This is a genomic window from Sporosarcina sp. Y352 (assembly GCF_056786535.1).
Map to the genome: position 1 here is coordinate 188,639 of NZ_JBXCJE010000002.1, position 23,632 is coordinate 212,270.

At 40.4% G+C, this 23,632-nt stretch carries 23 protein-coding genes; 13 read left to right on the plus strand and 10 right to left on the minus strand.

Annotation, left to right across the window (positions count from 1 at the left end; translation table 11 throughout):
* Window positions 1-746 precede the first annotated feature (746 nt).
* The 5 genes from fadH (at window position 747) to AC1TO6_RS03875 (ending at window position 4,771) form a co-directional block, all read left to right on the plus strand.
* A complete protein-coding gene (fadH, locus tag AC1TO6_RS03855) occupies window positions 747-1,505 on the plus strand; it encodes a 2,4-dienoyl-CoA reductase (RefSeq protein ID WP_482100285.1) in 759 nt (252 codons plus the stop codon).
* A gap of 53 nt (window positions 1,506-1,558) precedes the next feature.
* Window positions 1,559-1,789 carry a hypothetical protein gene (locus tag AC1TO6_RS03860; protein WP_482100286.1) on the plus strand — a complete coding sequence of 77 codons (231 nt, stop codon included), beginning with the start codon at window positions 1,559-1,561 and terminating at the stop codon, window positions 1,787-1,789.
* A gap of 106 nt (window positions 1,790-1,895) precedes the next feature.
* A complete protein-coding gene (cbpB, locus tag AC1TO6_RS03865) occupies window positions 1,896-2,336 on the plus strand; it encodes a cyclic-di-AMP-binding protein CbpB (RefSeq protein WP_482100287.1) in 441 nt (146 codons plus the stop codon).
* Between the two features lie 115 nt (window positions 2,337-2,451).
* Complete coding sequence (locus tag AC1TO6_RS03870) at window positions 2,452-3,897, plus strand: MDR family MFS transporter (RefSeq protein WP_482100603.1); 1,446 nt, start codon at window positions 2,452-2,454, stop codon at window positions 3,895-3,897.
* Window positions 3,878-4,771, plus strand: coding sequence for a LysR family transcriptional regulator (locus AC1TO6_RS03875; protein WP_482100288.1), 894 nt, complete (start codon window positions 3,878-3,880; stop codon window positions 4,769-4,771). The genes AC1TO6_RS03870 and AC1TO6_RS03875 overlap by 20 nt, the downstream gene beginning before the upstream one ends.
* 255 nt (window positions 4,772-5,026) lie before the next feature.
* Here the strand turns inward: AC1TO6_RS03875 and AC1TO6_RS03880 are convergent, their stop codons facing one another.
* The 7 genes from AC1TO6_RS03880 to AC1TO6_RS03910 form a co-directional block, all read right to left on the minus strand.
* A complete protein-coding gene (locus tag AC1TO6_RS03880) occupies window positions 5,027-6,220 on the minus strand; it encodes an MFS transporter (protein ID WP_482100604.1) in 1,194 nt (397 codons plus the stop codon).
* 131 nt (window positions 6,221-6,351) lie between these two features.
* Window positions 6,352-7,425: an ABC transporter substrate-binding protein gene (locus AC1TO6_RS03885; protein ID WP_482100289.1), complete on the minus strand. Its 1,074-nt coding sequence runs from the start codon at window positions 7,423-7,425 to the stop codon at window positions 6,352-6,354.
* On the minus strand, window positions 7,422-8,222 hold the full coding sequence (locus AC1TO6_RS03890) for an ABC transporter permease (RefSeq protein ID WP_482100290.1): 801 nt from the start codon (window positions 8,220-8,222) through the stop codon (window positions 7,422-7,424). Before AC1TO6_RS03890 ends, AC1TO6_RS03885 begins: the two co-directional genes overlap by 4 nt.
* On the minus strand, window positions 8,206-9,030 hold the full coding sequence (locus AC1TO6_RS03895) for an ABC transporter permease (protein ID WP_482100291.1): 825 nt from the start codon (window positions 9,028-9,030) through the stop codon (window positions 8,206-8,208). The genes AC1TO6_RS03890 and AC1TO6_RS03895 overlap by 17 nt, the downstream gene beginning before the upstream one ends.
* Window positions 9,020-10,126, minus strand: a complete 1,107-nt coding sequence (locus AC1TO6_RS03900; protein ID WP_482100292.1) for an ABC transporter ATP-binding protein — start codon at window positions 10,124-10,126, stop codon at window positions 9,020-9,022. Before AC1TO6_RS03900 ends, AC1TO6_RS03895 begins: the two co-directional genes overlap by 11 nt.
* 61 nt (window positions 10,127-10,187) lie before the next feature.
* Window positions 10,188-10,730, minus strand: coding sequence for a helix-turn-helix domain-containing protein (locus AC1TO6_RS03905; RefSeq protein ID WP_482100293.1), 543 nt, complete (start codon window positions 10,728-10,730; stop codon window positions 10,188-10,190).
* 443 nt (window positions 10,731-11,173) lie between these two features.
* Window positions 11,174-12,628, minus strand: a complete 1,455-nt coding sequence (locus AC1TO6_RS03910; protein ID WP_482100294.1) for a hypothetical protein — start codon at window positions 12,626-12,628, stop codon at window positions 11,174-11,176.
* 72 nt (window positions 12,629-12,700) lie between these two features.
* On the opposite strand from AC1TO6_RS03910, the gene AC1TO6_RS03915 reads away from it, so the two are divergent.
* The 4 genes from AC1TO6_RS03915 (at window position 12,701) to AC1TO6_RS03930 (ending at window position 15,140) form a co-directional block, all read left to right on the plus strand.
* Window positions 12,701-13,024, plus strand: coding sequence for a hypothetical protein (locus tag AC1TO6_RS03915; RefSeq protein ID WP_482100295.1), 324 nt, complete (start codon window positions 12,701-12,703; stop codon window positions 13,022-13,024).
* Window positions 13,025-13,223: 199 nt separating this feature from the next.
* A complete protein-coding gene (locus AC1TO6_RS03920) occupies window positions 13,224-13,766 on the plus strand; it encodes a peroxiredoxin (RefSeq protein ID WP_482100296.1) in 543 nt (180 codons plus the stop codon).
* An 86-nt stretch (window positions 13,767-13,852) separates the two neighbouring features.
* Entirely contained in the window at window positions 13,853-14,305 is a 453-nt protein-coding gene (locus AC1TO6_RS03925) for a TlpA family protein disulfide reductase (protein ID WP_482100297.1), read from the plus strand.
* A 175-nt stretch (window positions 14,306-14,480) separates the two neighbouring features.
* Window positions 14,481-15,140 (plus strand): potassium channel family protein, encoded by a 660-nt coding sequence (locus tag AC1TO6_RS03930; protein ID WP_482100298.1) that lies wholly within the window; start codon window positions 14,481-14,483, stop codon window positions 15,138-15,140.
* A gap of 877 nt (window positions 15,141-16,017) precedes the next feature.
* On the opposite strand, the gene rnjA is transcribed toward AC1TO6_RS03930, so the two are convergent.
* The 3 genes from rnjA to def all read right to left on the minus strand — a co-directional run bounded on the left by rnjA (window position 16,018) and on the right by def (window position 19,051).
* Complete coding sequence (gene rnjA, locus AC1TO6_RS03935; RefSeq protein ID WP_482100299.1) at window positions 16,018-17,685, minus strand: ribonuclease J1; 1,668 nt, start codon at window positions 17,683-17,685, stop codon at window positions 16,018-16,020.
* 2 nt (window positions 17,686-17,687) lie between these two features.
* The gene (locus AC1TO6_RS03940; protein ID WP_482100300.1) at window positions 17,688-17,897 is read right to left on the minus strand and encodes a DNA-dependent RNA polymerase subunit epsilon; all 210 of its coding nucleotides are present in this window, start codon (window positions 17,895-17,897) and stop codon (window positions 17,688-17,690) included.
* 596 nt (window positions 17,898-18,493) lie between these two features.
* The gene (gene def, locus AC1TO6_RS03945; RefSeq protein WP_482100301.1) at window positions 18,494-19,051 is read right to left on the minus strand and encodes a peptide deformylase; all 558 of its coding nucleotides are present in this window, start codon (window positions 19,049-19,051) and stop codon (window positions 18,494-18,496) included.
* 135 nt (window positions 19,052-19,186) lie between these two features.
* Between def and AC1TO6_RS03950 the strand changes: the two genes are divergently transcribed.
* The 4 genes from AC1TO6_RS03950 to AC1TO6_RS03965 all read left to right on the plus strand — a co-directional run bounded on the left by AC1TO6_RS03950 (window position 19,187) and on the right by AC1TO6_RS03965 (window position 23,632).
* A complete protein-coding gene (locus AC1TO6_RS03950) occupies window positions 19,187-19,822 on the plus strand; it encodes a YkyA family protein (RefSeq protein WP_482100302.1) in 636 nt (211 codons plus the stop codon).
* A 289-nt stretch (window positions 19,823-20,111) separates the two neighbouring features.
* Window positions 20,112-21,227: a pyruvate dehydrogenase (acetyl-transferring) E1 component subunit alpha gene (gene pdhA, locus AC1TO6_RS03955; protein WP_482100303.1), complete on the plus strand. Its 1,116-nt coding sequence runs from the start codon at window positions 20,112-20,114 to the stop codon at window positions 21,225-21,227.
* 3 nt (window positions 21,228-21,230) lie between these two features.
* Entirely contained in the window at window positions 21,231-22,208 is a 978-nt protein-coding gene (locus AC1TO6_RS03960) for an alpha-ketoacid dehydrogenase subunit beta (protein ID WP_482100304.1), read from the plus strand.
* Window positions 22,209-22,285: 77 nt separating this feature from the next.
* Window positions 22,286-23,632, plus strand: coding sequence for a dihydrolipoamide acetyltransferase family protein (locus AC1TO6_RS03965; protein ID WP_482100305.1), 1,347 nt, complete (start codon window positions 22,286-22,288; stop codon window positions 23,630-23,632).

Sequence of the window (23,632 nt, forward strand, 5' to 3'; positions counted from 1 at the left end):
TATTCTATGTATGAAGGCACATTTCGTTGTCAGGATTAGATTTGCAATCTGTAGTCTGTCTTTCTTCAATGTAATTTGAATCAAATAGTACTCATATTATAATTTCATTTCATACATCTCAAATTAACTTTCAATAATGGAACAACCTCAGCGCAGGCGCGGCAAAGGGGTCGCCGAAGCCGTGAGACTGGATGCGAAGCGTTAATCCAGGCTCATGGCCAGAGGCATCCCCAGAGCGCCAAGCGTTCTTCAATCCACTCTCTGAATTACAACTTTCCCGATAATGTACACACCAGCGCAGGCGCGGCAAAGGGGTCGCCGAAGCCATGAGACTGGATGCGAAGCGCCAATCCAGGCTCATGGCGAGAGGCAGTCCCAAAGCGCCAAGCGTTCTTCAATTCACTTTCTGAATTACAACTCTCCCGATAATGTGCACACCAGCGCAGGCGCGGCAAAGGGGTCGCCGAAGCCATGAGACTGGATGCGAAGCGTTAATCCAGGCTCATGGCCAGAGGCATCCCCAAAGCGCCAAGCGTTCTTCAATCCACTTTCTGAATTGACAACTCTCCCGATAATGTACACACCAGCGCAAGCGGATTCAATGGGATTCTTTAATTTAACTTATATAGACACATTAATTACTTTCTAACGATAAACAGGTCAATCCATTCTATTAATCTCGTCATGTAGCAAATAAAATGATACAATAATGAGTGAATATTCATTCATTGCGAGGGGGAATTGAAATGTTTGAAGAAAAGGTATTTATTGTCACTGGTGGATCGAATGGAATGGGGAAATATATGGCGAAGAAATTTGCTGCTGAAGGTGCCCAAGTTGTTATAACAGGCAGGGATATGGATAGATTGAAACTAGCGCAAGAAGAAATTGGCGATCATGCCCACGTATTCCAGATGGATGTACGAAAAGTAGAAAATGTGGATGCATTAGTTGCTTTCACTGATGAAAAGTTTGGTAGAATCGATGGTCTCGTTAATAATGCAGCGGGAAATTTTATTGTTAAAGCAGAAGATTTATCGCCAAATGGCTGGAATACTGTAATTGATATCGTCTTAAATGGAACATTTTACTGTTCAAGTGCTGTCGGGAAATATTGGATTGAAAAAGGTCAAAAAGGATCGATTTTAAATATGCTTGCAACATATGCGTGGGATGCAGGAGCAGGTGTTGTTCATTCCGCAGCAGCCAAAGCAGGCGTAATGTCGTTAACAAGGACACTAGCGGTTGAATGGGGTACACAATACGGAATTAGGGTGAATGGGATAGCTCCGGGTCCAATCGAGCGCACAGGAGGCGCAGGAAAACTCTGGGAATCAGAAAAAGCTGCGAAACGTACATTGGCTTCAATTCCTTTAGGTCGTCTCGGACAGCCGGAAGAAGTCGCAGAACTGGCTGCATTCATCATGTCCGATAAAGCATCTTATATGAATGGAGAAATTGTTACGCTTGATGGTGGCCAATGGTTAAAAAGTTATCCGTTTTGATGATTAACTATTTATAAATAGTGCATCCTACCTTCGAAAGGAGAGATGTACGCTTGGATATTTGGACAGTACCATTTGTCATCGTTGTTTTGATCATCATCTCGATTAGTGTTGTTTCCGTATGGAAATGGAACAAGGCATTTGCAGTTATAAGTGGACAAGATATCCAGACTGCTGCAGAGAACGAAGATCATCCGTTTACTTTAAATCCAATTATTTGGATTTCTCTCACCGCTGCATTCTTCATTTTAATTGTCATTTTCTATTATGCAACCTCTTCTTAATCGGAGAGGTTTTCTTTGTCAAATTGAGGAAAGAAAGCCCTTCTTATGATATGATAGATATGTAGTTTTTAGGTGAATAGCAAAGCTACAGAAGGAGCAGATTTACATGATATCTATTAATAATAGGGATTTTCTTTTTACACCAATCGCGGAATTTATCATATCGTCTGAAAAAGTTGCCCACGTGCAGGTTGGCAATAATGCGGAGCACGCTCTCCTTGTTCTGACAAAAACAGGTTATTCAGCTATACCGGTCCTTGATGCGAAATATCATCTCAAAGGGTTACTTAGTATGGGAATGATAACAGATTCGATTTTGGGTCTTGAACGTATCGAATATGAACTTCTAGCAAACTTAAAAGTAGATGCAATTATGCAGACTGATTTACCAACCATAAAAACGAGTGATCGGTTCCAAAAAGGGCTTGATCTTTTAATTGACCATACTTTCCTATGTGTTACTGAAGAGGACGGTACATTTGCCGGTATTTTAACGCGAAGAGTGATAATGAAACAATTTAAAAAATACATTTATTCAGCTCAATAAGAATTTGTGGTTTAACGACTGGCTCCTTGGCGGGGCCTTTTTCTGTTTGAAAGGAGACTGTATAGCAGTGAAGACCATTAAAAAAACGAATCGTCCATTGGTACTAATTTCGGTTATGCTGGCTATGTTTGTCGGGGCGGTAGAAGCAACTATTGTATCAACAGCAATGCCCGCAATAGCTTCAGATCTCGGGGGGTTTTCAAGATATAGTTGGGTTTTTTCTTCTTATTTACTGATGAGTACGGTAACTGTTCTTGTCTATGGTAAACTTGCGGACATATTTGGTCGTAAGCCAATATTGTTTATAGGGTTGTCCATTTTCATTATCGGTTCCATTTTATGCGGTTTTGCTGTTTCAATGGAGCAGTTAATTGTTTTCAGGTTATTACAAGGACTTGGCGCAGGAGCTGTTATGCCGATTGCAACGACTATCGTTGGTGATATTTATACGACTGAAGAGCGCGCAAAAGTCCAAGGGTATTTATCGAGTGTCTGGGGGATTTCTGCGGTATCTGGTCCTGTCATCGGTGGGCTGATTGTCCAATATATGGATTGGAAGTATATCTTTTGGGTAAACGTGCCACTAGGTATTCTTGCGATGGTCGGTATCTACTTGTTTTTACACGAACCTCAGCGTTCGAAAAAAGTGTCAATTGATTATAAAGGGGCCATACTTCTTACATTATCATTATCCACAATCCTCTTTTGGCTTGTTGAAGGCGGTCAGTCATTTGGTCGACTGTCATTTTACAGCATTACGCTTATTGTGGTGGGGTTCGGAGCGCTGGCATTATTCGTCAGAGTTGAGAGAAAAGCAGTGAATCCCGTCATGCCATTCGCAATGTGGAAGAATCCTGTTATTTTGTATGCGAATCTCGTGTCACTTACGACAGGTATCATATTAATTGGTATTTCATCCTATTTACCAACATATGTGACGGGTGTCATGGAGCAACCTGCGATTATCGCTGGATTTACCTTGACGGCAATGTCCATAGGCTGGCCGATTGCGTCGTCTGTCGCGGGGCATTTATTGATCCGCTTTGGTCCGTTTGTGGTCTCATTTGTAGGGGGCATATCGCTTGTTCTAGGGACATCTTTGTTTGTTATGATGAATGCAGCGTCTGGACCGTGGTGGGCTGCAATGTCCAGCTTCTTTGTAGGTATCGGTATGGGATTGACGAGTACAGCTTTCACTGTAACAATCCAAGGGGCGGTTTCAAGAGAGATGCGAGGTTCTGCGACTGCAGCTAATATGTTCATGAGAAACTTTGGAAATACAGTTGGAGCCGCACTCTTTGGGGCTATTTTAAACGGTATGATAATGGCGGGTTTCAAAAAAGAAAACCTAGATTACAGTTTAGATGATATTAATCTTCTTTTAACTGAAAAGCTGAGGCAAACAATACCAAACTCAAATCTGAATTTATTACAAAATATCCTCGATGGATCTTTAGAATGGGTGTATATTGCTGTAGCTGCTTTTGCTGTAATCAGTTTGCTTTTGATATTGAAAATCCCACGTGGAAAGGGGTTTCTTCATGACGACGACAGAACTTGAAATCATCAAAGCACTTGCTGAAGAAGGGAATATGAGAAAAGCGGCGGAGCGTCTTTTTTTATCGCAACCTGCGCTTTCCCAGCGTTTGCAGTCAATTGAAAAAGAATGGGGAACAATATTGTTTCTGCGCTCTCAGAAAGGACTTGAGCCAACACCTGCAGGAGAACTTGTCATCGCTTATGCGCGTGAAGCAATCGTTAAGAGGGAAGAAACGTTTGAAATGATTGCTTCGATGGCTGACAGGGTGCACGGTACTTTGAAGATAGCATGTGCCTCTATTGTAGGTCAGACTTGGTTGCCACAAATATTGCAAGAGTATGTGGAAAGGTATCCCGATGCAAAAATCTCGCTGATAACGGGTTGGAGTTCAGAAATTGTTAAAGCGTTATATGAGGGTGAGGCACATGTGGGTATCGTGCGTGGTCAGGTTGATTGGAAGAGCAGAAAAACCTATTTATTTCGGGATCGTCTCTATTTAGTAGATCGTGAAATTAAATCAATTGATGAATTAAGAGACACTAAAAGACCGTTCATCCAATTTAAAAGTGATTCAAACTACCATATGGAAATCCAGCGGTGGTGGCAGCGTCATTTTCATCAAAATCCTGGACGTCAGATTACAGTAGATCAGATTGAGACGTGCAAGCAACTCGCGATAAACGGTATCGGTTATGCGATTTTGCCTTCGATTACGCTTACTGGGGATGAGAATGTCAATAAAATACCTCTTTTAAATAGCGAAGAAGAGTTCGAATTGACGCGGGATACATGGCTGATAGGATACGAATCGTCGTTCGCATTGAAACAAGTTGATGCGTTCACACAAATTGTACAGGAACACGCAAATAAATTACAAAATGATTATAACTTTTAAGGGGTTCTAACGACTCTAGTGGAGTCCGGATCGAGCAGTGCGTAATTTAATGAGAAAATCCCTATCACGCCGGAATAATAGCCGGTATGATAGGGATTTTTACTTGAATGAATAGGTGACTGTGGATTTGATTCGTCTAGCTCCATACGGCCTAGAGGCTCGGTCATAAGTCAGTTTGGCTGTGCAGCAAAGAACGCTGCTTCGCCAACCTGTCTTATGCCTGCCGCCTCTGGACAGGCGTCCTGCGCTTTTGAGTTATAGCTTTGCTAATAATTCTCCGTTTCGTTTTGACCAATAGTTGGCGAGGGCAAAACAGATGAGCAGGATGATTGTTCCGATGATGTATGGGTAGATAATATTAATATCGAACAATACGCCCGCAAGTGCCGGTCCAATCATGTTTCCTAAGCTCATGTAAGCAGACATCATCCCTGCTGCATAGCCTTGTTCACTGCCAGCAAGTTTGGAAACGAGGGTGTTGACGGCCGGTCTGAGAAGAGATGTGGCTGTAAAGAAAATAGTAGCAACGAAAAGAATAGTGAAAAATGAATCGACGAACAAAATGCCAATCATCCCTAGTGCCGCGATGATAAGATTAACTAGAATGACACGCATTTCACCAAATCTTTTAAACAGTTTATTGATAACGAATGTCTGAGCGATAACTCCTACAAAACCTCCAATTGTAATAATGACGGCGATTTGAGAAGGCGTATAGCCATATTTGTGATCGACGTAAAGAGAAATGGTTGATTGGAAATTAGCCAGTCCAAAAGAAAAGACGAACATTACAATTAACATGACAAAGTAAGGCGTTGTGGTAGATCGTTTCATCTGTTTGAATAGATTTTCACTCTTTTTTTCACTTCCAGGTTCAACAGCGCTGCTAGTGGCTGGATTCGGCAAAGCAAAAACTGAGATAACCGCTGCAATTAAAGCTGCTGCTGTGGAGAAGTAAAAAGGGAATTCTAAACTTATTTTTGATAGGGCGCCGCCGATTGCAGGACCAATCATGAAGCCAAAAGACATTGAGGCACCTAGCAGACCCATCCCTCGACCTCTTTCTTTGTACGTAGTGATATCGGCAACAAACGCCATCATTGGAGGGATCATGAAGGCAGCACCGAGTCCAGAGAAGAATCGTGCGACGTAAAGCATCCATAATTCTGTGGCTAAACCGAATGCGAGTTGGGATAGACCCATAATAATCAAACCAATAATGATCAATTTTTTTCGACCATGTTTATCGGATAGATCACCGGCAAGCGGAGAAAAGATAAATTGTGAGAATGAAAATATTGCAATTAAAAAACCGAGTGCTTGACCAGCAACCCCGAACGTTCCGAGATATTCCGGCATGATAGGAATAATAAGACCGAATCCTGCCATGGCTATAAACATATTGAACATTAAAACATATAAAGCGAAATTATTGGACTTGTTTGTCAGAAATACCACCGCTTTCTAAACTACTTCTGTAACTAAACTATAATACCATAAGCTTCATTTGAATACATATTAATACAATATTTAATTAATGAAGACGACCTAAGTAGAAAACAAGGTCGTCAATCATACATTCATTTCATATCCATTTTGAATTCCAGGAATAACTCATTGTAATGTCCGAGCATTTCAAGTCCAAGATTGCGATAGACTTCAAGATGTCCTCGTGTTTCTTTGTCTGGGTAGAAGCGCTCGTCTTCTGTCACTTCAGGATCCAAAATATCCATAGCAGCTATATTCGGGGTAGAGTAACCAACATAATCAGCATTTTGTGCCGCAACTTCGGCATCGAGCATAAAGTTGATAAACGCATGTGCACCTTCGATGTTGGTAGACGTACGTGGAATTACCATATTATCAAACCAAAGATTTGAACCTTCTTCGGGAACAATATAATTGATATCCTCGTTTTCATACATCATGTCTGCAGCTTGACCGGACCATGTTAGTGAAATCGCTGCTTCTTCGTTAATCATCAGTTGAGTTACTTCATCTCCGATAACCGCCTTAACATTAGGACTTAAGGTTTTCAGCTTATCAGTCGCTTCTCTCAATTCGTTTAAATCAGTGGAGTTCAATGAATAGCCTAATGAATTCAGACTCATTCCAATGGTTTCTCTTGCGCTGTCGACTAGTATAACTTGCTGTTTTAGAGATGGATCCCATAATTTATCCCAGCTATCAAATGTTTGACCATCCAACAGCTCGGGATTATAAGCGATTCCAAGTGTCCCCCAAAAATAAGGAAGTGAATATTTATTGTCAGGATCAAAAGGCAAGTCTAGGAAATAGGGGTCAATGTTTTTTATGTTGGGAATTTGACTGTAATCGAGCGGGAGTAATAAATCTGCATCGCGCATCATTTCAATCATATATTCCGAAGGCATTGAAATATCGTATGCTGTCCCGCCTTGTTCAATTTTCCCCATCATCCCTTCATTCGAATCAAATGTTTCGTAGGATACTTTAATTCCTGTTTCTTTTTCAAATTGTTTCAGCAAATCAGGATCAATGTATTCACCCCAGTTATAAACGGTGATGGAATCCTTACTGGAACGTGCACCTCCGTCATTCAACTTCGAATTGACGAAAAGCAGGACTGTGGAAACAATAAGAATTATTACTGCACCACGTAAAATGTCTTTCATTTCCTCACCCCCGAAAGTGGAGTTTTAGTTTTGCGGCTAATCGCATAGTAACCAAGTACAAGTCCGACTGTCACTATGAAGATAAGTCCGGACAATGCATTGATTGTCAGTGTTATTCCTGAGCGTGCCATTGAATAAATTTCAACGGAAAGTGTGGAGAATCCGTTACCTGTAACGAAAAATGTTACCGCAAAATCATCAAGGGAATACGTCAACGCAAGGAAAAATCCTGCTAATATGCCTGGTTTAATGAACGGAATGATGACGCGTGTCAAAACATCTCGTTTGGTAGCACCTAAATCGAGAGCGGCATCGATAAGTGTGGGACTCATCTCTTGCAGTTTTGGCAGCACCATAATAACGACAATAGGGATGCTGAAAGCAATATGTGAAATAAGTACAGAAGCGAAACCAAGTTTCACCCCAATTATTGTGAATAGGATGAGAAACGAAGCACCGATGATGACATCCGGGCTGACAATTAATATATTATTGAGTGACAGTACGGCTTTGCGCATTGCTTTGTTGCGCATGAAAACAATTGACAGTGCACCCAGCACACCGATTGCTGTAGAAACAAGCGCTGATAAAAGTGCGACAATAATCGTGTTAAGTAGAATGACAATTAACCTCGTATCCTCAAAGACAGCCGAATAATGTTCAAGGGTGAACGATTCGAAATTCGACATTCCGCCGCCCGAATTGAAAGAGTAAAAAATTAAATAAAATATAGGGGCATATAAAATGATGAAAACGGTAATCAAATAAATCTTAGGGAGTTTATTTAATTTTCCCATTGATTGTCGACCCCCTATCATTGCTGCTTGTAATCAACATAATGAGAAACATGAATAAAATCAGGAATACGGCGATGGTGGAACCCATACCCCAGTTTTGTGTAACAAGGAATTGTTGTTCAATTGCAGTTCCTAGTGTAATAACTTTATTCCCAGCAATCAGTCGAGTAATCATGAATAACGACAGGGCAGGGATGAAGACGACCTGGATTCCCGACTTAACCCCATTTAAAGTGAGTGGCCAAATTACTCGTCTGAAAGTTGTCCATGAATTTGCTCCAAGGTCGCGGGATGCTTCGATGAGCACAGGATTCAATTTATCGAGTGAATTGAAAATCGGTAAAATCATGAATGGGATAAAAATATAAACGGAAACAAAAACAAAACTAAAATCGGTGAAAAGAATTTGTTGTTTGCCAATTCCAACCGTTTCCAATAATGCATTTATGGGGCCGTAGAGACCGAGAAGACCAATGAATGCATACGTTTTTAAGAGAAGATTAATCCAAGATGGAATAATGATTAACAAAAGCCAAAGTTGCTTATGCTTCGTCTTCGTCAGGAAATATGCGGTCGGGTATGAAAAGAGCAATGTGAACAAAGTGATTAGAAACGCATACCAGAACGAATTGATGGTCAGTTTTAAATAAACCGATGAGAAAAAGTTGATATAGTTGTCAAATGTAAAATTGCCACTTAAATCAAAAAAAGAATAGTAAATAATAAGTGCAATCGGTGCAATGACGAACAGTAAAATCCAAGTGGCATAAGGGATTGTATAAAATGGACGCAATGGTTTATTGTTCATCGACCAATACCCCATATGCCTCAAGTCTGGCATCAAATTCTTCTTCAGTTTCATTCAATCGCATAACATGAATGTCTTCTGGGTCAAAATCAAGTCCAACGACTACGCCAACTTCCGCTTTTTTAGTGGAATGAACAAGCCATTCGTTTCCGTCTTTATCGTAAGTGGATAGTTCATAGTGAACACCACGGAATAATTGGGTATCTACTGTAACGTTTAGTTTCCCCTTATCGACTGTTGTCAGTTCTAAATCTTCCGGACGGATGACAATATCCACTTTTTCATTGGGATTTAGTCCTTTATCAACACATGCGAATGTTTGTCCTGTAAATTGGACTACAAAGTCTTCAATCATCTTCCCTGGTACGATATTAGATTCGCCAATGAAGTCAGCAACAAATCGGTTAATGGGTTCATCATAAATATCTAAAGGTGTTCCTGATTGCTGTATTTCGCCAGTGTTCAGAACAAAGATTTCATCGGACATCGCCAAAGCTTCTTCCTGGTCATGGGTAACGAATACGAATGTTTTCCCCAGTCTCTGTTGCAATTCTCGAAGTTCATATTGCATTTCAGAACGCAATTTTAAATCGAGGGCCGATAGCGGTTCATCGAGTAAAATAACTTCCGGATCATTGATGATTGCGCGTGCTATAGCTACACGTTGACGCTGTCCGCCTGACATCTCCGCAATTTCTCGATTTTCATAACCTTCTAGATTAACAAATTTCAGTGCTTCAATGACGCGACGTTTGACTTCAGCTTGTTTTACCTTTTTAATGCGCAGACCAAATGCGACATTTTCGAAAACGTTTAAATGGGGAAACAAAGCGTAATCCTGAAAAACAGTGTTAACTTGACGTTCATTGGCAGGTACATTGTTGATCTTTTTGCCGTTGAAGTAAATTGTACCTTCCGTTGGTTCGATGAAACCTGCAATGAGTCTTAGAATCGTCGTTTTACCACAACCGGAAGGACCTAGAAGTGTATAAAACTTTCCACGTTCCATTTCGAATGATACACCGTCCAATACGGTTGTATCATTACTGTATTTTTTTGTAACATTTTCAAAACGAATAATCGGTTGAGTCGTCATGTAGACACCCCTTTTTCTAATAGTGAAAGTTCTGTATGGTCCAGTCTTGCCGCATTTCGTTTTATAAATAAGATTCCGTCACAACAAGTAGTATCTCACTCGATCCATTGTATGCGTTTAATAAGCGGTGATGCTCCGATGCGTCATAATAAACAGCATCTCCCTTAGTGGCAAAATGGTGTGAATCTCCAATTTCAATGCGTATTTTGCCTTTTAAAACATAGATAAACGTTTCAGATGGTGAAGGATCGAATCTCTTGAACTCTCCCGTTTTATGGAAAGTTAGAAGAACCGGTTCTAATTCATTTTCATTGGAACGTGGCACCAACCAACGAATATCATATTTCAGTTCGTCATCGACGAAGATTGTCTGATCTTCAGCAGAAAATACGACTTTCACATTTTTTGTGGGTTCATCGAAAAACTCTTTTGGTGTCGTACCGAGAACCTCCAACAAAGCGAAAAGTGTTTCAATGGAAGGGGAGTTTAGATTCCGTTCTACTTGTGAGATATGTCCTTTTGTTAAATTTGTACGTTCTGCAAGTTCTTCCTGTGTCAGTCCTTTTTTTAGACGTAGGCTTTTTATTTTACTTCCAATCTCCACGGACATTCCTCCCCAAATTTTATGGAGTTTAGTGATAGTATACTCGAAGTTTACTAAAAACCCTTTTAATTATACGAAATCTAGGTCGGAAATCAAGAACTATTATTTATCTTTATTCAGCATTCATCTCTCACCTCCATAGGTGGGAAATGAATGCTGTTTTGTTTTCCTGTTCAGGGGTGTCCAAACGCCCGCTGAACATAGAGTAATGAAGTTCAATTCCTCCCTGATAAAGCCTTCGGCGGATGTCGCAGATTTTGAAACAAGGTAATGAAGGCAACCTGAGATCGCCACGCCCTTCGCCAACAAGGAAGGATACAGTTCAATCCTTCGCCACTGTAGGCATCAGGTTCGATTCAAAATCTGGATGCAAATACGCCGAGACGTAATTGATGAAATATAACCGGAAAACCCTTTTTGTGAACGAAGGGTTCCGGTCATAGTCATTGATGCGTATTTGATTTCTTCTGTCGCAGTTTTCCTAACGCCATCTTTCCGATAGTCGTGAAAGTTAAGTACACAGATAGAGCAATTCCGCTCAAAGCAGTGACAAGGGATATCCATTCAAAAATAGTATACGTAGAAAGTGCTTTCCAGCCTGAAGGAGACGCCCAATCATCTATGACTAAGTTCATTCCGTAAATTCCTGAAACGACGGTAAAAATAGTAAGGATGAGTAGGAGCATGTTCATCCTGTCAGAAGCAATGTTCTCCTGGCTTTTATAAAGTTCCTGCAAAGTCTTATTTACTTCTTTAAATAAGCTGTCTATAGCGAAGGATTGCCGGAATCTCAATGAAAGTTCTTTACCTTCCGAGCGCGTACTGATTTCTTGGAAATAATACCAGGAGGTAAAAAGAGTAATGAGTTTGATGAGTGATTTGACATATTCCTCGTCTTTTTTCCAATTGATTTCACTATAATTGAACGATACTTGTAAGAGCATGACTTTATAAAAGTAGTGTAGAAGAAAATTATAGTAATGGGTCCCCATGTATTGTGAAAGCTCCCTGGACATATCTTCAGGAAGGTGATTCGTTACGGTGATAAACGCATGTTCAGTTGCAATGGTATAGGTGTCCGGAGCCCATCTATCGTGTAGCGTTTCGCCTAAAGAACGGCGGATGTATTCAGAGTTATTTGCAGATATGAATGGCTTTCCATCTGGTGTACGTCCATCCAAGGCGCCCATCCGATACAATTGATCTTCAGTTATTTGTGAATCTTCACGACTGAAAAGAAATGCTGAAGCGTACATTCTCTCATCCTCATAGTAAGGCAGTGAACCGAAATAGCCGTTCAGATTTTTATCATGGAGAAGGAAATCTATCAAAAATGGACAGAGGTGAACAAAAAGCAATTCGTGTATGGATAAGCCATCTCCATAGGTAGGAGAACTAATTGTCATTCCCCGCTCCTCTTCCAACTTTTGATCGATTGTCCTGAAATGATGCATAAAATCAAGAACGTCTGACAGATCCAATTCTTCATTGTCTAATTGGACTCTAATTGATAGAAAGGCAAGGCCAAATGGTGCTACGACGATATCTATACTGTGGATGATGAAGGGTAGACTTGTATCTCTGACTCTATATATGAAGCGTTCTTGTATAGATTTAGTAAACCTATGGAAACCGTTCTCCTTCAGCGATGTAGGGAAAATTTTACGTTCGATATAGGGTAAAAAGTATTGTTCAAGTTCCTTTCCGTCTACCGTAATTCCTTCTCCGTAATAGTTCGCCTTCTCAGCGTTGTCGTTCAACTGGAAATAGGAAAAGGCGTTTTTATTCAGAGCTAAGAATAGCTCATCTTTTTTTCTACTGTCATAACCTAAAGGTAGAATGAATGACATATGTGATCGAAGAATATCAAGTTTAGTAATAGTTACTGATGTCTTCATCTGAATTCACCCTCGGCAATTGAAATTTTGTCTTTTCATGGTACAATATAGCGAATAAAGGGGGGACTTTGATTGGGAAAAAAGAAAGTTTTCTATTTGGACCCTAATGATCGAAATTGGACGATGAAAGATCTAGGATTCGGCTGGGATTCACTAGAAACTCTAATGACGAATAAAAAAGGATTCGAGGGTATTTACTATACGAAAAATCGGAAAATCCTCCGTATACATGAGCTAGCCAATCATTGTAAAGTTTGTCTTGATGCACTGGATTATAATGACGAACACGATTCCATCTTCTGCCCGGCGTGCGATGAATGGCGGGAAGACTCTTGTAGCGATCCAGGTTGTGAGTATTGTTTAGCACGCCCACCAAAACCATCTAATTGTAAATGACACATACACACCTCTTCCCTAAAGAGGGAAGAGGTTAAACATACTAATTGTATATTCGTCATGGAATTGCCACATATTGAGTAGAGTGTAGCTTGGACAAGCCACTCTATTTGAATTAGGGCATTTTTTTTGTTATTCTTGAAAAGGATTGTGCGGGTGAGATGACCTAGCACAAAAGAATTAGTGGAGGGGTTATTTAATGATTAATCGTATGGTAGGTAAGCAAGCTCCAAGATTTACTTTGGATGCAGTACTTGCAGATAAGTCTTTTGGTAAAGTAAGCCTTGAGGAAAACATGAAAAATGATAAATGGACAGTATTGTTCTTCTATCCAATGGACTTCACATTTGTGTGCCCAACGGAAATAACAGCAATGTCTGACCGTTATGATGAGTTTGAAGATTTGGATACAGAAATTATTGGACTTTCAACAGATACAATTCATACTCACCTAGCGTGGATTAACACAGACCGTAAAGATAATGGTCTTGAGCAATTGAAATACCCACTTGCTGCAGATACAAACCACAAAACGTCAAGCGATTATGGTGTTTTGATTGAAGAAGAAGGCGTAGCGTTACGCGGTCTATTCATCATTAACCCTGAAGGTGAACTGCAGTATCAAACTGTATTCCACAACAATATCGGCCGTGATGTAGATGAAACACTACGAGTTCTACAAGCACTTCAAACGGGTGGACTTTGCCCGGCTAACTGGAGACCTGGTCAGAAGACACTTTAAGATAAAGTTCAAATCTTACTAAATGAAATCCCCGTGCATATATTACGCAGTGGGGATTTTTTTGAAAAATGAAGGAGGAAATAAATATGAAATTACGTGATCAATTACCTGAACTTGAAGGTGCGACAGCATGGTTAAATGGAGAATTGGTGAAGACGGATTTGGTCGGTGAAAAGCCGACGCTGATTCACTTTTGGTCAGTCAGCTGCCACCTTTGTAAAGAAGCAATGCCTGAAGTTAACCAATTTAGAGACAAATATAGCGAGGACTTAAATGTCGTCGCAGTTCATATGCCGCGCTCGGAAGATGATCTGGACTTAGATCAAATTAAATCAGTTGCAGCTGAACATGATATTACTCAACCAATATTCGTTGACAGTGAAGCGAAACTTACCGACAAATTTGATAACCAATATGTTCCGGCATACTATGTGTTTGATAAAGACGGTCAGCTGCGTCATTTCCAGGCGGGCGGCGGAGGCATGAAGATGCTTGAGAAACGTGTTAACCGTGTACTAGATGAAATGAAAAAAGAGTAGGATTTGGCCCGATTTCGCATTTGCGGCATCGGGTTTTTTAAAACAGAAGAATGTTTAAGGATTACCGAAGTTGATAGGCGATTTGTTTTTTTGTTGTTTAGCTCCGGGCGCCTTCTGCTTTTCTTAAATATGATAAACTATTCGCATCAGGTTAGTGGATAGGGAGGGGTGCTATATGAAAAAGGAATTTGCAGTGATTGGATTGGGCCGATTTGGAGGCAGTATCGTCAGAGAACTGATCGAACTAGATGCTGACGTCATGGCGATTGATATATCACCTGAAAGAGTGGATGAGTATGCCCACTTGGCAACGCAAGCAGTAGCTGCTGATACTACTGATGAATCAGTCCTTCGATCACTTGGCATCCGAAACTTTGAACACGTTGTTGTTGCGATTGGTGAAAATATACAAGCTAGCATTTTGACAACGCTGATGTTAAAAGAAATTGGTGTGAAAAAGATAACGGTGAAAGCACAAAATGATTCGCATGAGAAAGTTTTGCGAAAAATTGGTGCCGACCAAGTTGTCCATCCCGAACGTGATATGGGTATCAGAATTGCGAATAATATGGTATCAAACAATATACTCGATTATCTCGAATTGTCGGACGAGTTTTCAATTGCAGAAATAAAGGCAAATGATAAACTTGTTGGATTTACACTAATTGATCTTGATATTAGGGCGAGATATGGTGTGAATATTGTCGCTATTAAACGAGGTAAGCAAATTCTTGTATCCCCTCAGGCAATTGAAAAGATCAGGCTTGAAGACATCTTAATCGTAATTGGATCGGATGAAGAAATACACAAGTTTGAAAAGAAAGCACTTCATTAAACGACCATAAAAATCCTCTAATGCACTCAGTTATGAAATAATAAGCCAACTAACATCGAATTAGAACGATAGTCAGCACTGCCATTGGCGGTGCTATTTGTATTTCCACTAACAAGACAATTTGACGGTTTTCGCGGCATATTCAAAATGTATATATCCTTTGTCTGGCCTTCCCTAGTGTGATCATTATTGACAGAGTATGTGATTCAGAGTGTGGATTGTAGACCGCTTTGCGCTATGGGGATGCCTCTCGCCCTGAGCCTGGATTAACGCTTCGCATCCAGTCTCATGGCTTCGGCTACCCCTTTGCCGCGCCTGCGCTGGAAAGTTTCATTATTGAAAGTGATTTTGAGATGCGAGTGATGTAGAATCCCTACTAAAACGCATCGCCGCTTTGTGGATGCCTCCGTGGGCACTGAAAAAGTCCGATTACCTTAAATGCCGTTGATTTATGTATCCGAGCGGACGTTTTTCGCAGGCACGGCTTCAGCCTCCTCTCACTGCGTTCTTGTGGGGTCTTCAGCCAGGGGAGAGTGAAATTCTTTCTCTTCCTAGCTGTTCCCGCTGGAATCGCCGCTCTCCACTACAATCTACTAGTTCGTATTATAATTATGTAGGGGAGCACATTTCGTTCTCGGGGATAAAACTGCGACTGTTATTAAACGCACTCACTTAATTGAAACAAACCGTATTCCTAGTTGTACTTTCGTCACAAGTCCTGGCATATAGGAAAAAGTAAAGAGCCCAATTCATATGTGAATTGGACTCTTTTTGTGTGTTTAATTTAGTTTTGTACAAGTCAATGAACAAGTAAGCATTCAGTGTTATAACATTCCTTTGGAAATGCAATAATCACTCAATTGTGATCTTAAATCAATTAAACTTCCATAATGACAGGAAGAACCATTGGCTTACGTTTTGTCTTATCGTATAGATAAGGTCCGAGGACATCGATGACTTCACTTTTTAGTGCGTCGAAATCTGATGGTGAATTAGCGAGCTTCCGCTGCATTTGCTTCGAAAGCATCTGTTGTGCTTCATGAATCATTGCACCAGATTCGCGCATATAAACGAATCCACGGGAAATGATATCTGGACCTGAAACTATGCGATTGCGTTTCAAGTCTACTGTTGCAACAACAATGACGAGTCCGTCTTCAGATAGAATTCTGCGATCACGCAATACGACGCTTCCAATATCACCTATCCCGCTTCCGTCGATATATACATCACCAGAGGGGATACGGCCTGCAAGATGTGCTTCGTCTTGTGTAAGAGCCAGTACGTCACCGTTACCCATAATGAACGTATTCTCTCGTGGGATATCGCAAGAGACGGCAAGGTCGGTATGCATTTTTAACATTCGGTATTCACCGTGTATCGGCATGAAGAATTTTGGTTTAATCAGTCGAAGCATTAATTTCTGTTCTTCTTGAGAACCGTGTCCGGAAGTATGAATGTTGTTTAGAGTACCATGCAGTACATCCGCACCCGCGCGGAACAATGCATTAATCGTTTTATTGACGCTAAGCGTATTACCCGGAATTGGAGATGAAGAGAAGATAACCGTATCACCGGGATGGATTTGAACTTGACGATGTGTACCATTAGCAATACGTGAAAGTGCTGCCATTGGCTCACCCTGACTACCAGTACAAAGAATCATTACTTTATTTGCAGGCAATTTATTAAGTGATTGCGTATCTACAAATAATTCTTTAGGCGCATCAATGTAACCGAGTTCGCGTCCAATTGTGATGGCGTTATCCATGCTGCGTCCAAATACCGCAATTTTACGTCCAAATACTTGAGCTGATTCAATGACTTGCTGCAATCTATGGATATTAGAAGCAAATGTCGCAAAGATAATTCGACCTTCAACTTTTCTGAATATCTCATTCAAGCTGTCGCCAACTTTTCGTTCAGACATTGTGAAATTAGGGATTTCCGCATTCGTACTATCAGATAGCAGGCATAGAACACCTTCGCTTCCGATTTTCGCCATTTTAGTCAAGTTTGCGGGTTCACCAACTGGAGTGAAGTCAAACTTGAAGTCGCCTGTATGAACAATGTTACCTGACGGAGTCTTAACTACAACACCGAAAGCATCTGGAATACTGTGTGTTGTCCGGAAAAATGATACTGCCGTTTTCCGAAACTTGAATACATCATCCTCGCCGAATGGAATCAGCTTTGTAGTTCGTAACAGACCGTGCTCTTCAAGTTTGTTTCTCAATAGTCCAAGTGCAAGCTTACCGCCATAAACAGGGACATTAATTTTACGCAGTAGATAAGGAATACCACCAATATGGTCTTCATGGCCATGAGTAATAAATAGGCCTTTAATCTTGTCCACATTTTTTTCGAGATACGTGTAATCAGGAATGACATAGTCGATTCCTAGTAACTCGTCGTCAGGGAATTTTATCCCTGCGTCAATTAAGATAATCTCGTCTTGAAATTGCACACCATATGTGTTTTTACCGATTTCCCCTAGTCCGCCTAAAGCGAAAACGGCAGTTTCATTGTTTTTAATAGATTTCATCCTTAAACCTCTTCGAGCTCGAAATAGGGTGCAGCCTGCTCATGTTCTAGATGAACACCTTCAAGCAATTGGATGAATTCGATATTATAGCCACGATCTTTTAACTTTAGGCGGACTGACCTCTCCGAGTCCGCTTCGATGTACATGCTTTTAGTGTTTTCACGGACTGGTACTTGAAGTGTAGTTTCTTGATAATATACTTTATAAATCATCGTTTGCTCTCCTTTTTACGTTCGTTTGAACTGATTCTCTTTATAGTAGCATGACACTTCTTTAAAATAAAGAAAAGCCCACCAATTTCATGGCAGGCTAATATGTTTAAGCAATAGTTTTCTTTCCGAGTATGCCATTTAGCCGTTTCAACAATTTGCGTTTTAGGCGTTTATACATGGCTATATCACTCCTCGAAATCATTATAACAAATTCAGAACCTTCTGTCAAGTAGGATTTTCAGCGAAGCTGAAAGATCCATCATTTATCTCGGTCTTTTTGATTTTCAGCGAAGCTGAAAGATCCATCATTTATCTCGGTCTTTTTGATTTTCAGCGAAGCTGAAAGATCCATCATTTATCTCGGTCTTTTTGATTTTCAGCGAAGCTGAAAGATCCATCATTTATCTCGGTCTTCTTGATTTTCAGCAAAGCTGAAAGATCCATCATTTATCTCGGTCTTCTTGATTTTCAGCTAAGCTGAAAGATCCATCATTTATCTCGGTCTTCTTGATTTTCAGCAAAGCTGAAAGATCCATCATTTATCTCGGTCTTCTTGATTTTCAGCTAGATTAAAATTTACATCTAAAGTCGTATAATTAATCCCGTTCGAAAGGAGATGCACCGGGAATTTCTTTAAACGGTAAGTTTTCATCAATATGATCAAAGAACATAATGCCGTTCAAATGGTCGAGTTCATGTTGAAATGCGATGGCTGCCAATCCTTTTAATCTCTTTTTGAATTCATTTCCATCAATGTCATAAGCTTTAATAGTGATTCGTGCATGGCGAGGGACATAGCCCTCAATTACCCGGTCAACTGAAAGGCAACCTTCACCCGAAGAAAGATAGGTTTTTTCGATGGAGTGACTGACGATTTTGGGGTTTACAGCTACAAAACTAATCGGTTCCTGATCAGTTTCAGTAATGTGGAGTGCAAAAGCCCTTTTCGCTTTATTGAGTTGAGGGGCTGCGATTCCGATACCGGGCCGCAGATCAAACTCTTCGCTAATTTCGGGGATCTGGCTATTTATTACGTATTCCATTAAGTCCTCGCAGAGTTCCCGGTCAGCTGAAGATAAAGGGAATTTCATTTCTTCGGCATGTTTACGTAAAGTGGGGTGCCCTTCTCGAACAATATGTTTCATTAAAATCAATGTACAAACATCCTTTCAGTTATCTATATTGAATAGTATAAGCGATTGTTAAATGGGGTGAAAGAATTTAAACGCAAACTTGAATTCAAGAATCCAAAACGCTATAGTTTATAAGGAATTGGAGGGGGTTTAATTTTGAGGAAAAATATAATGCTAGTCGTACTGTCACTCGTATTGTTACTCTCTGGGTGCAGTTTCGAAACTTCAGTCGAAAAGATAGTGGCTGATGCTTTAGCAGAAATGAATAGTGCTGAAAAAGAGTACCGGGATGGGCAAGCTGAATTGACAGAGCTTGAAAAAACAGAACAAAAATTATTTAATGAAACAATGGAGCTGACTCAGGAACAAAAAGAAGTGCTCAAGAAGAACGTCACTGAACTTGAAAGTTCACTTGATCTCCGTGTCGCTCATATAGAAAGAGAAGAAAAATCCATTAATAAGGCAGAAGGTTCTATAGACGGTCTTGATAAAGCTATCAAAGAAGCAGATGAAACTAACAAAAAAGGTATTGAAGAACTGAAGAATGCTATCAGTGAAAGGTATGAATTGCATACGGATTTTATATCTCAATACAAAGAACTTTTAACGTTACAACAAGAATTGTATGGAATGCTTATTACTGAAGAAATAGAGATGACGGAGCTTAGGGATAAAGTAGGTGAAGTGAATTCTCAAAATGACATGGTCAAGTCCGCAGTGACATCTTTCAATGATGCAACTGGAAAAATGAATCAGCTAAAAGATGAGGTTTTTGTCGAATTAGAGAAATGAAAATAATTATAAATAGCAAAGGGATGGGGATTGTTGCTTAGAGTCCTAGTCCTGTTTTATTCTACGACAATAGAATCATATAAACTGGAAATCTATTATAATACAGTTGTATTATTGTGCTAATACAGATTTCAAGTAACAGTCAATTCGGTTAATTTTAAAGTTCATTTAGGCTTGAGAATACTATGTTTGACCATTTAGTTTTGTTTAGTTATACTTAATTAGAAATAGATTGTACCAATTATTAAACCAATGTTTCATAATACAGTTATAAAGGAGAGTTGCCGAAATGGCTGCAAACAAAAGCAAGCAGTTCGATCCGGTGGAGACACTTCACGCGATTGAAGAAAAGTTTGAAATGTTCCAGATTTTGAACGAAGAAGGCGAAATTGTTAATAAGGAAGCAGATCCAAAGTTATCAGATGAAAAACTTATCGAATTGATGACACGTATGGTATATACACGTATTTTGGATCAACGCTCAATTTCGTTGAACCGACAAGGTCGTCTAGGATTCTACGCACCAACTGCAGGTCAGGAAGCTTCACAACTTGCTTCGCAGTTTGCATTAGAACAAGAGGATTTCATCCTTCCTGGATACCGTGATGTTCCGCAAATGTTATTCCACGGATTACCATTATCGATGGCATTTCTTTGGTCAAGAGGACATTTCCAAGGGGGCAATATTCCAGAAGGTGTGAATGTATTCCCACCACAAATCATTATCGGTGCGCAATATATTCAAGCAGCTGGTATTGCACTTGGTTTCCAAAAACGTGGCACAAAAGCAGTTGCCGTGACGTATACAGGAGACGGGGGAACATCTCAAGGTGATTTCTATGAGGGAATAAACTTTGCAGGAGCGTACCGCTCACCAGCAATCTTTATTATTCAGAATAACCAATTCGCAATATCGACTCCACGTTCTGCACAAACGGCAGCAAAAACACTTGCACAAAAAGGTATTGCAGCTGGTATTCCGAGTATTCTAGTTGACGGTATGGACCCACTTGCGGTGTATGCGGTTACACGTGACGCACGAGAACGTGCAATCAACGGAGATGGACCAACGCTTATCGAGGCACTATGCTACCGCTACGGACCGCATACAATGGCAGGAGATGACCCAACACGTTACCGTACATCTGAAACGGACAGTGAATGGGAAAAACGCGATCCTCTAATTCGTTTCCGTACATACCTTGAAGCTAAAGGGGTTTGGAATGAAGAAAAAGAGAATGAAGTTATTGAACGTGCAAAAGAAGAAATTAAAGAAGCGATAAAAGAAGCTGATGCAGCTCCTAAACAAAAAGTTAGTGATTTCATTAATATCATGTACAAAGGTGAATTACCTTACAACTTGCAAGAGCAGCTAGATATTTACACAGAGAAGGAGTCGAAGTAACCGATGGCACAAATGACGATGATTCAAGCAATAACTGATGCTCTACGTACGGAGCTGAAAAATGATGAAAACGTCCTCGTCTTCGGTGAAGACGTTGGAAATAACGGAGGAGTCTTCCGTGCAACTGAAGGTTTGCAAAAAGAATTTGGGGAAGAACGTGTATTTGATACACCGCTTGCAGAATCCGGTATTGGCGGACTTGCAATTGGACTTGCGTTCACAGGTTTCCGTCCAGTTATGGAAATCCAGTTCTTCGGATTCCTATTTGAAGTAATTGACTCAGTTAGTGGTCAGCTTGCACGTATGAGTTTCAGAAGTGCGGGACGATATAATGCACCTGTAACAATTCGCTCTCCATTTGGCGGCGGTGTTGCAACGCCTGAAATGCACGCTGACAGTCTGGAAGGAATCGTAGCATCACAGCCAGGTTTGAAAGTTGTTATCCCTTCAACTCCTTATGATGCAAAAGGGCTTTTGATTTCTGCGATTCGCGATGAGAATCCGGTTATCTTCCTTGAGCACATGAAGCTGTATCGGTCATTCAGACAGGAAGTTCCTGAAGAAGAGTACACAATCCCACTTGGGAAAGCCGATGTGAAACGCGAAGGTAAAGATCTTTCAGTTATTACTTACGGTGCGATGGTTCACGAAAGTTTAAAAGCTGCTGAAGAACTTGAAAAAGAAGGCTATTCTGTTGAGGTTATTGACCTGCGTACAATTCAACCGATGGATATCGAAACTATAATTGCATCTGTTGAGAAAACAAACCGTGCAATTGTTGTTCAAGAAGCACAAAAACAAGCTGGAATTGCGGCGAATATCGTAGCTGAAATTACAGAGCGTGCAATTCTGAGTCTTGAAGCACCTGTATTGCGCGTAACTGCGCCTGATACTGTCTATCCTTTTGCTCAAGGTGAAAATGCGTGGCTTCCAAATGCGAAGGATATTATTGAAACAGCTAAAAAAGTATTGACGTTCTAAGTTAGATAATTTAAATGTTAAATGTCTAAACCAAGTGTCTAAAATAGTAAAATTCTTAATTAGAAAGGGTGAATCTTGTGGCATTTGAATTCCGTTTACCAGATATCGGTGAAGGTATCCATGAAGGTGAAGTTGTAAAGTGGTTTGTTAATAAAGGCGACAAAATCAATGAAGATGACATTCTACTCGAAATTCAAAACGATAAAGCAGTAGTGGAAATTCCGTCACCGGTTACGGGTACAGTTGAAGAGGTTGTTGTCTCTGAAGGTACTGTAGCAATTGTTGGAGATGTTTTGATCCGTTTCGACGCACCTGGTTATGAAAGTGCGAAAACTGAAGATGACGACAATGCTGTAACTGAAGCACAAGTTCAAGCAACAGCTGAAGCGGGTCAGAAGATTGAAAAAGAAGAAGCACCGAAAGAAGAATCGGTAACAACTACGGCTTCTGCAAGTTCACAAACAAAAACAGACGTCGATCCGAATCGCCGTATTATTGCGATGCCTTCTGTACGTAAATTTGCGCGTGAGCAAGGTGTAGAAATTCAACAAGTTGCTGGTTCAGGCAAAAATGGCCGTGTTTTGAAAGAAGATATCGAGTCATTCCAAAATGGCGGTCAAATTCAAGAGGCTCCACCTGCAGATGCGCCACAAACAAAAGGACAAACTGAAAGCGTTGAACAAGAAAAAACAGTCAAATCTCCAGTTTACTTAGAAGGAGATTTCCCTGAAACACGCGAAAAGATGTCTGGCATCCGAAAAGCAATTGCAAAAGCAATGGTCAATTCAAAACAAACAGCTCCACATGTAACATTGCTTGACGAAGTGGATGTTACAGAACTCGTAGCACACCGTCGTAAGTTCAAAGACATTGCAGCTGAAAAAGATATTAAACTTACTTATTTGCCATATGTCGTGAAAGCACTTGTTTCAACATTACGCGAATTCCCGGTCTTCAATAGCTCACTTGATGATGCTACTCAAGAAATTGTTCAGAAGCATTATTACAACATAGGTATTGCTGCTGACACTGATCGTGGACTTCTAGTTCCTGTCATTAAGCATGCAGACCGTAAATCGATCTTTGCAATTTCAGATGAAATTAACAGTCTCGCAGTAAAAGCACGTGACGGTAAACTATCCCCGCCAGAAATGAAGGGTGCGTCTTGTTCGATTACGAATATCGGTTCCGCAGGGGGCCAATGGTTTACACCGATTATTAATCATCCAGAAGTTGCAATTCTCGGAATTGGTCGTATTGCAGAAAAACCTGTTGTTAAAAATGGTGAAATTGTAGCGGCACCTATGTTAGCATTATCATTGGTATTCGATCACCGGATGATCGACGGCGCAACTGCACAAAATGCGTTGAATCACCTTAAGAAATTGCTCGCAAATCCGGAACTTTTATTAATGGAGGCGTAA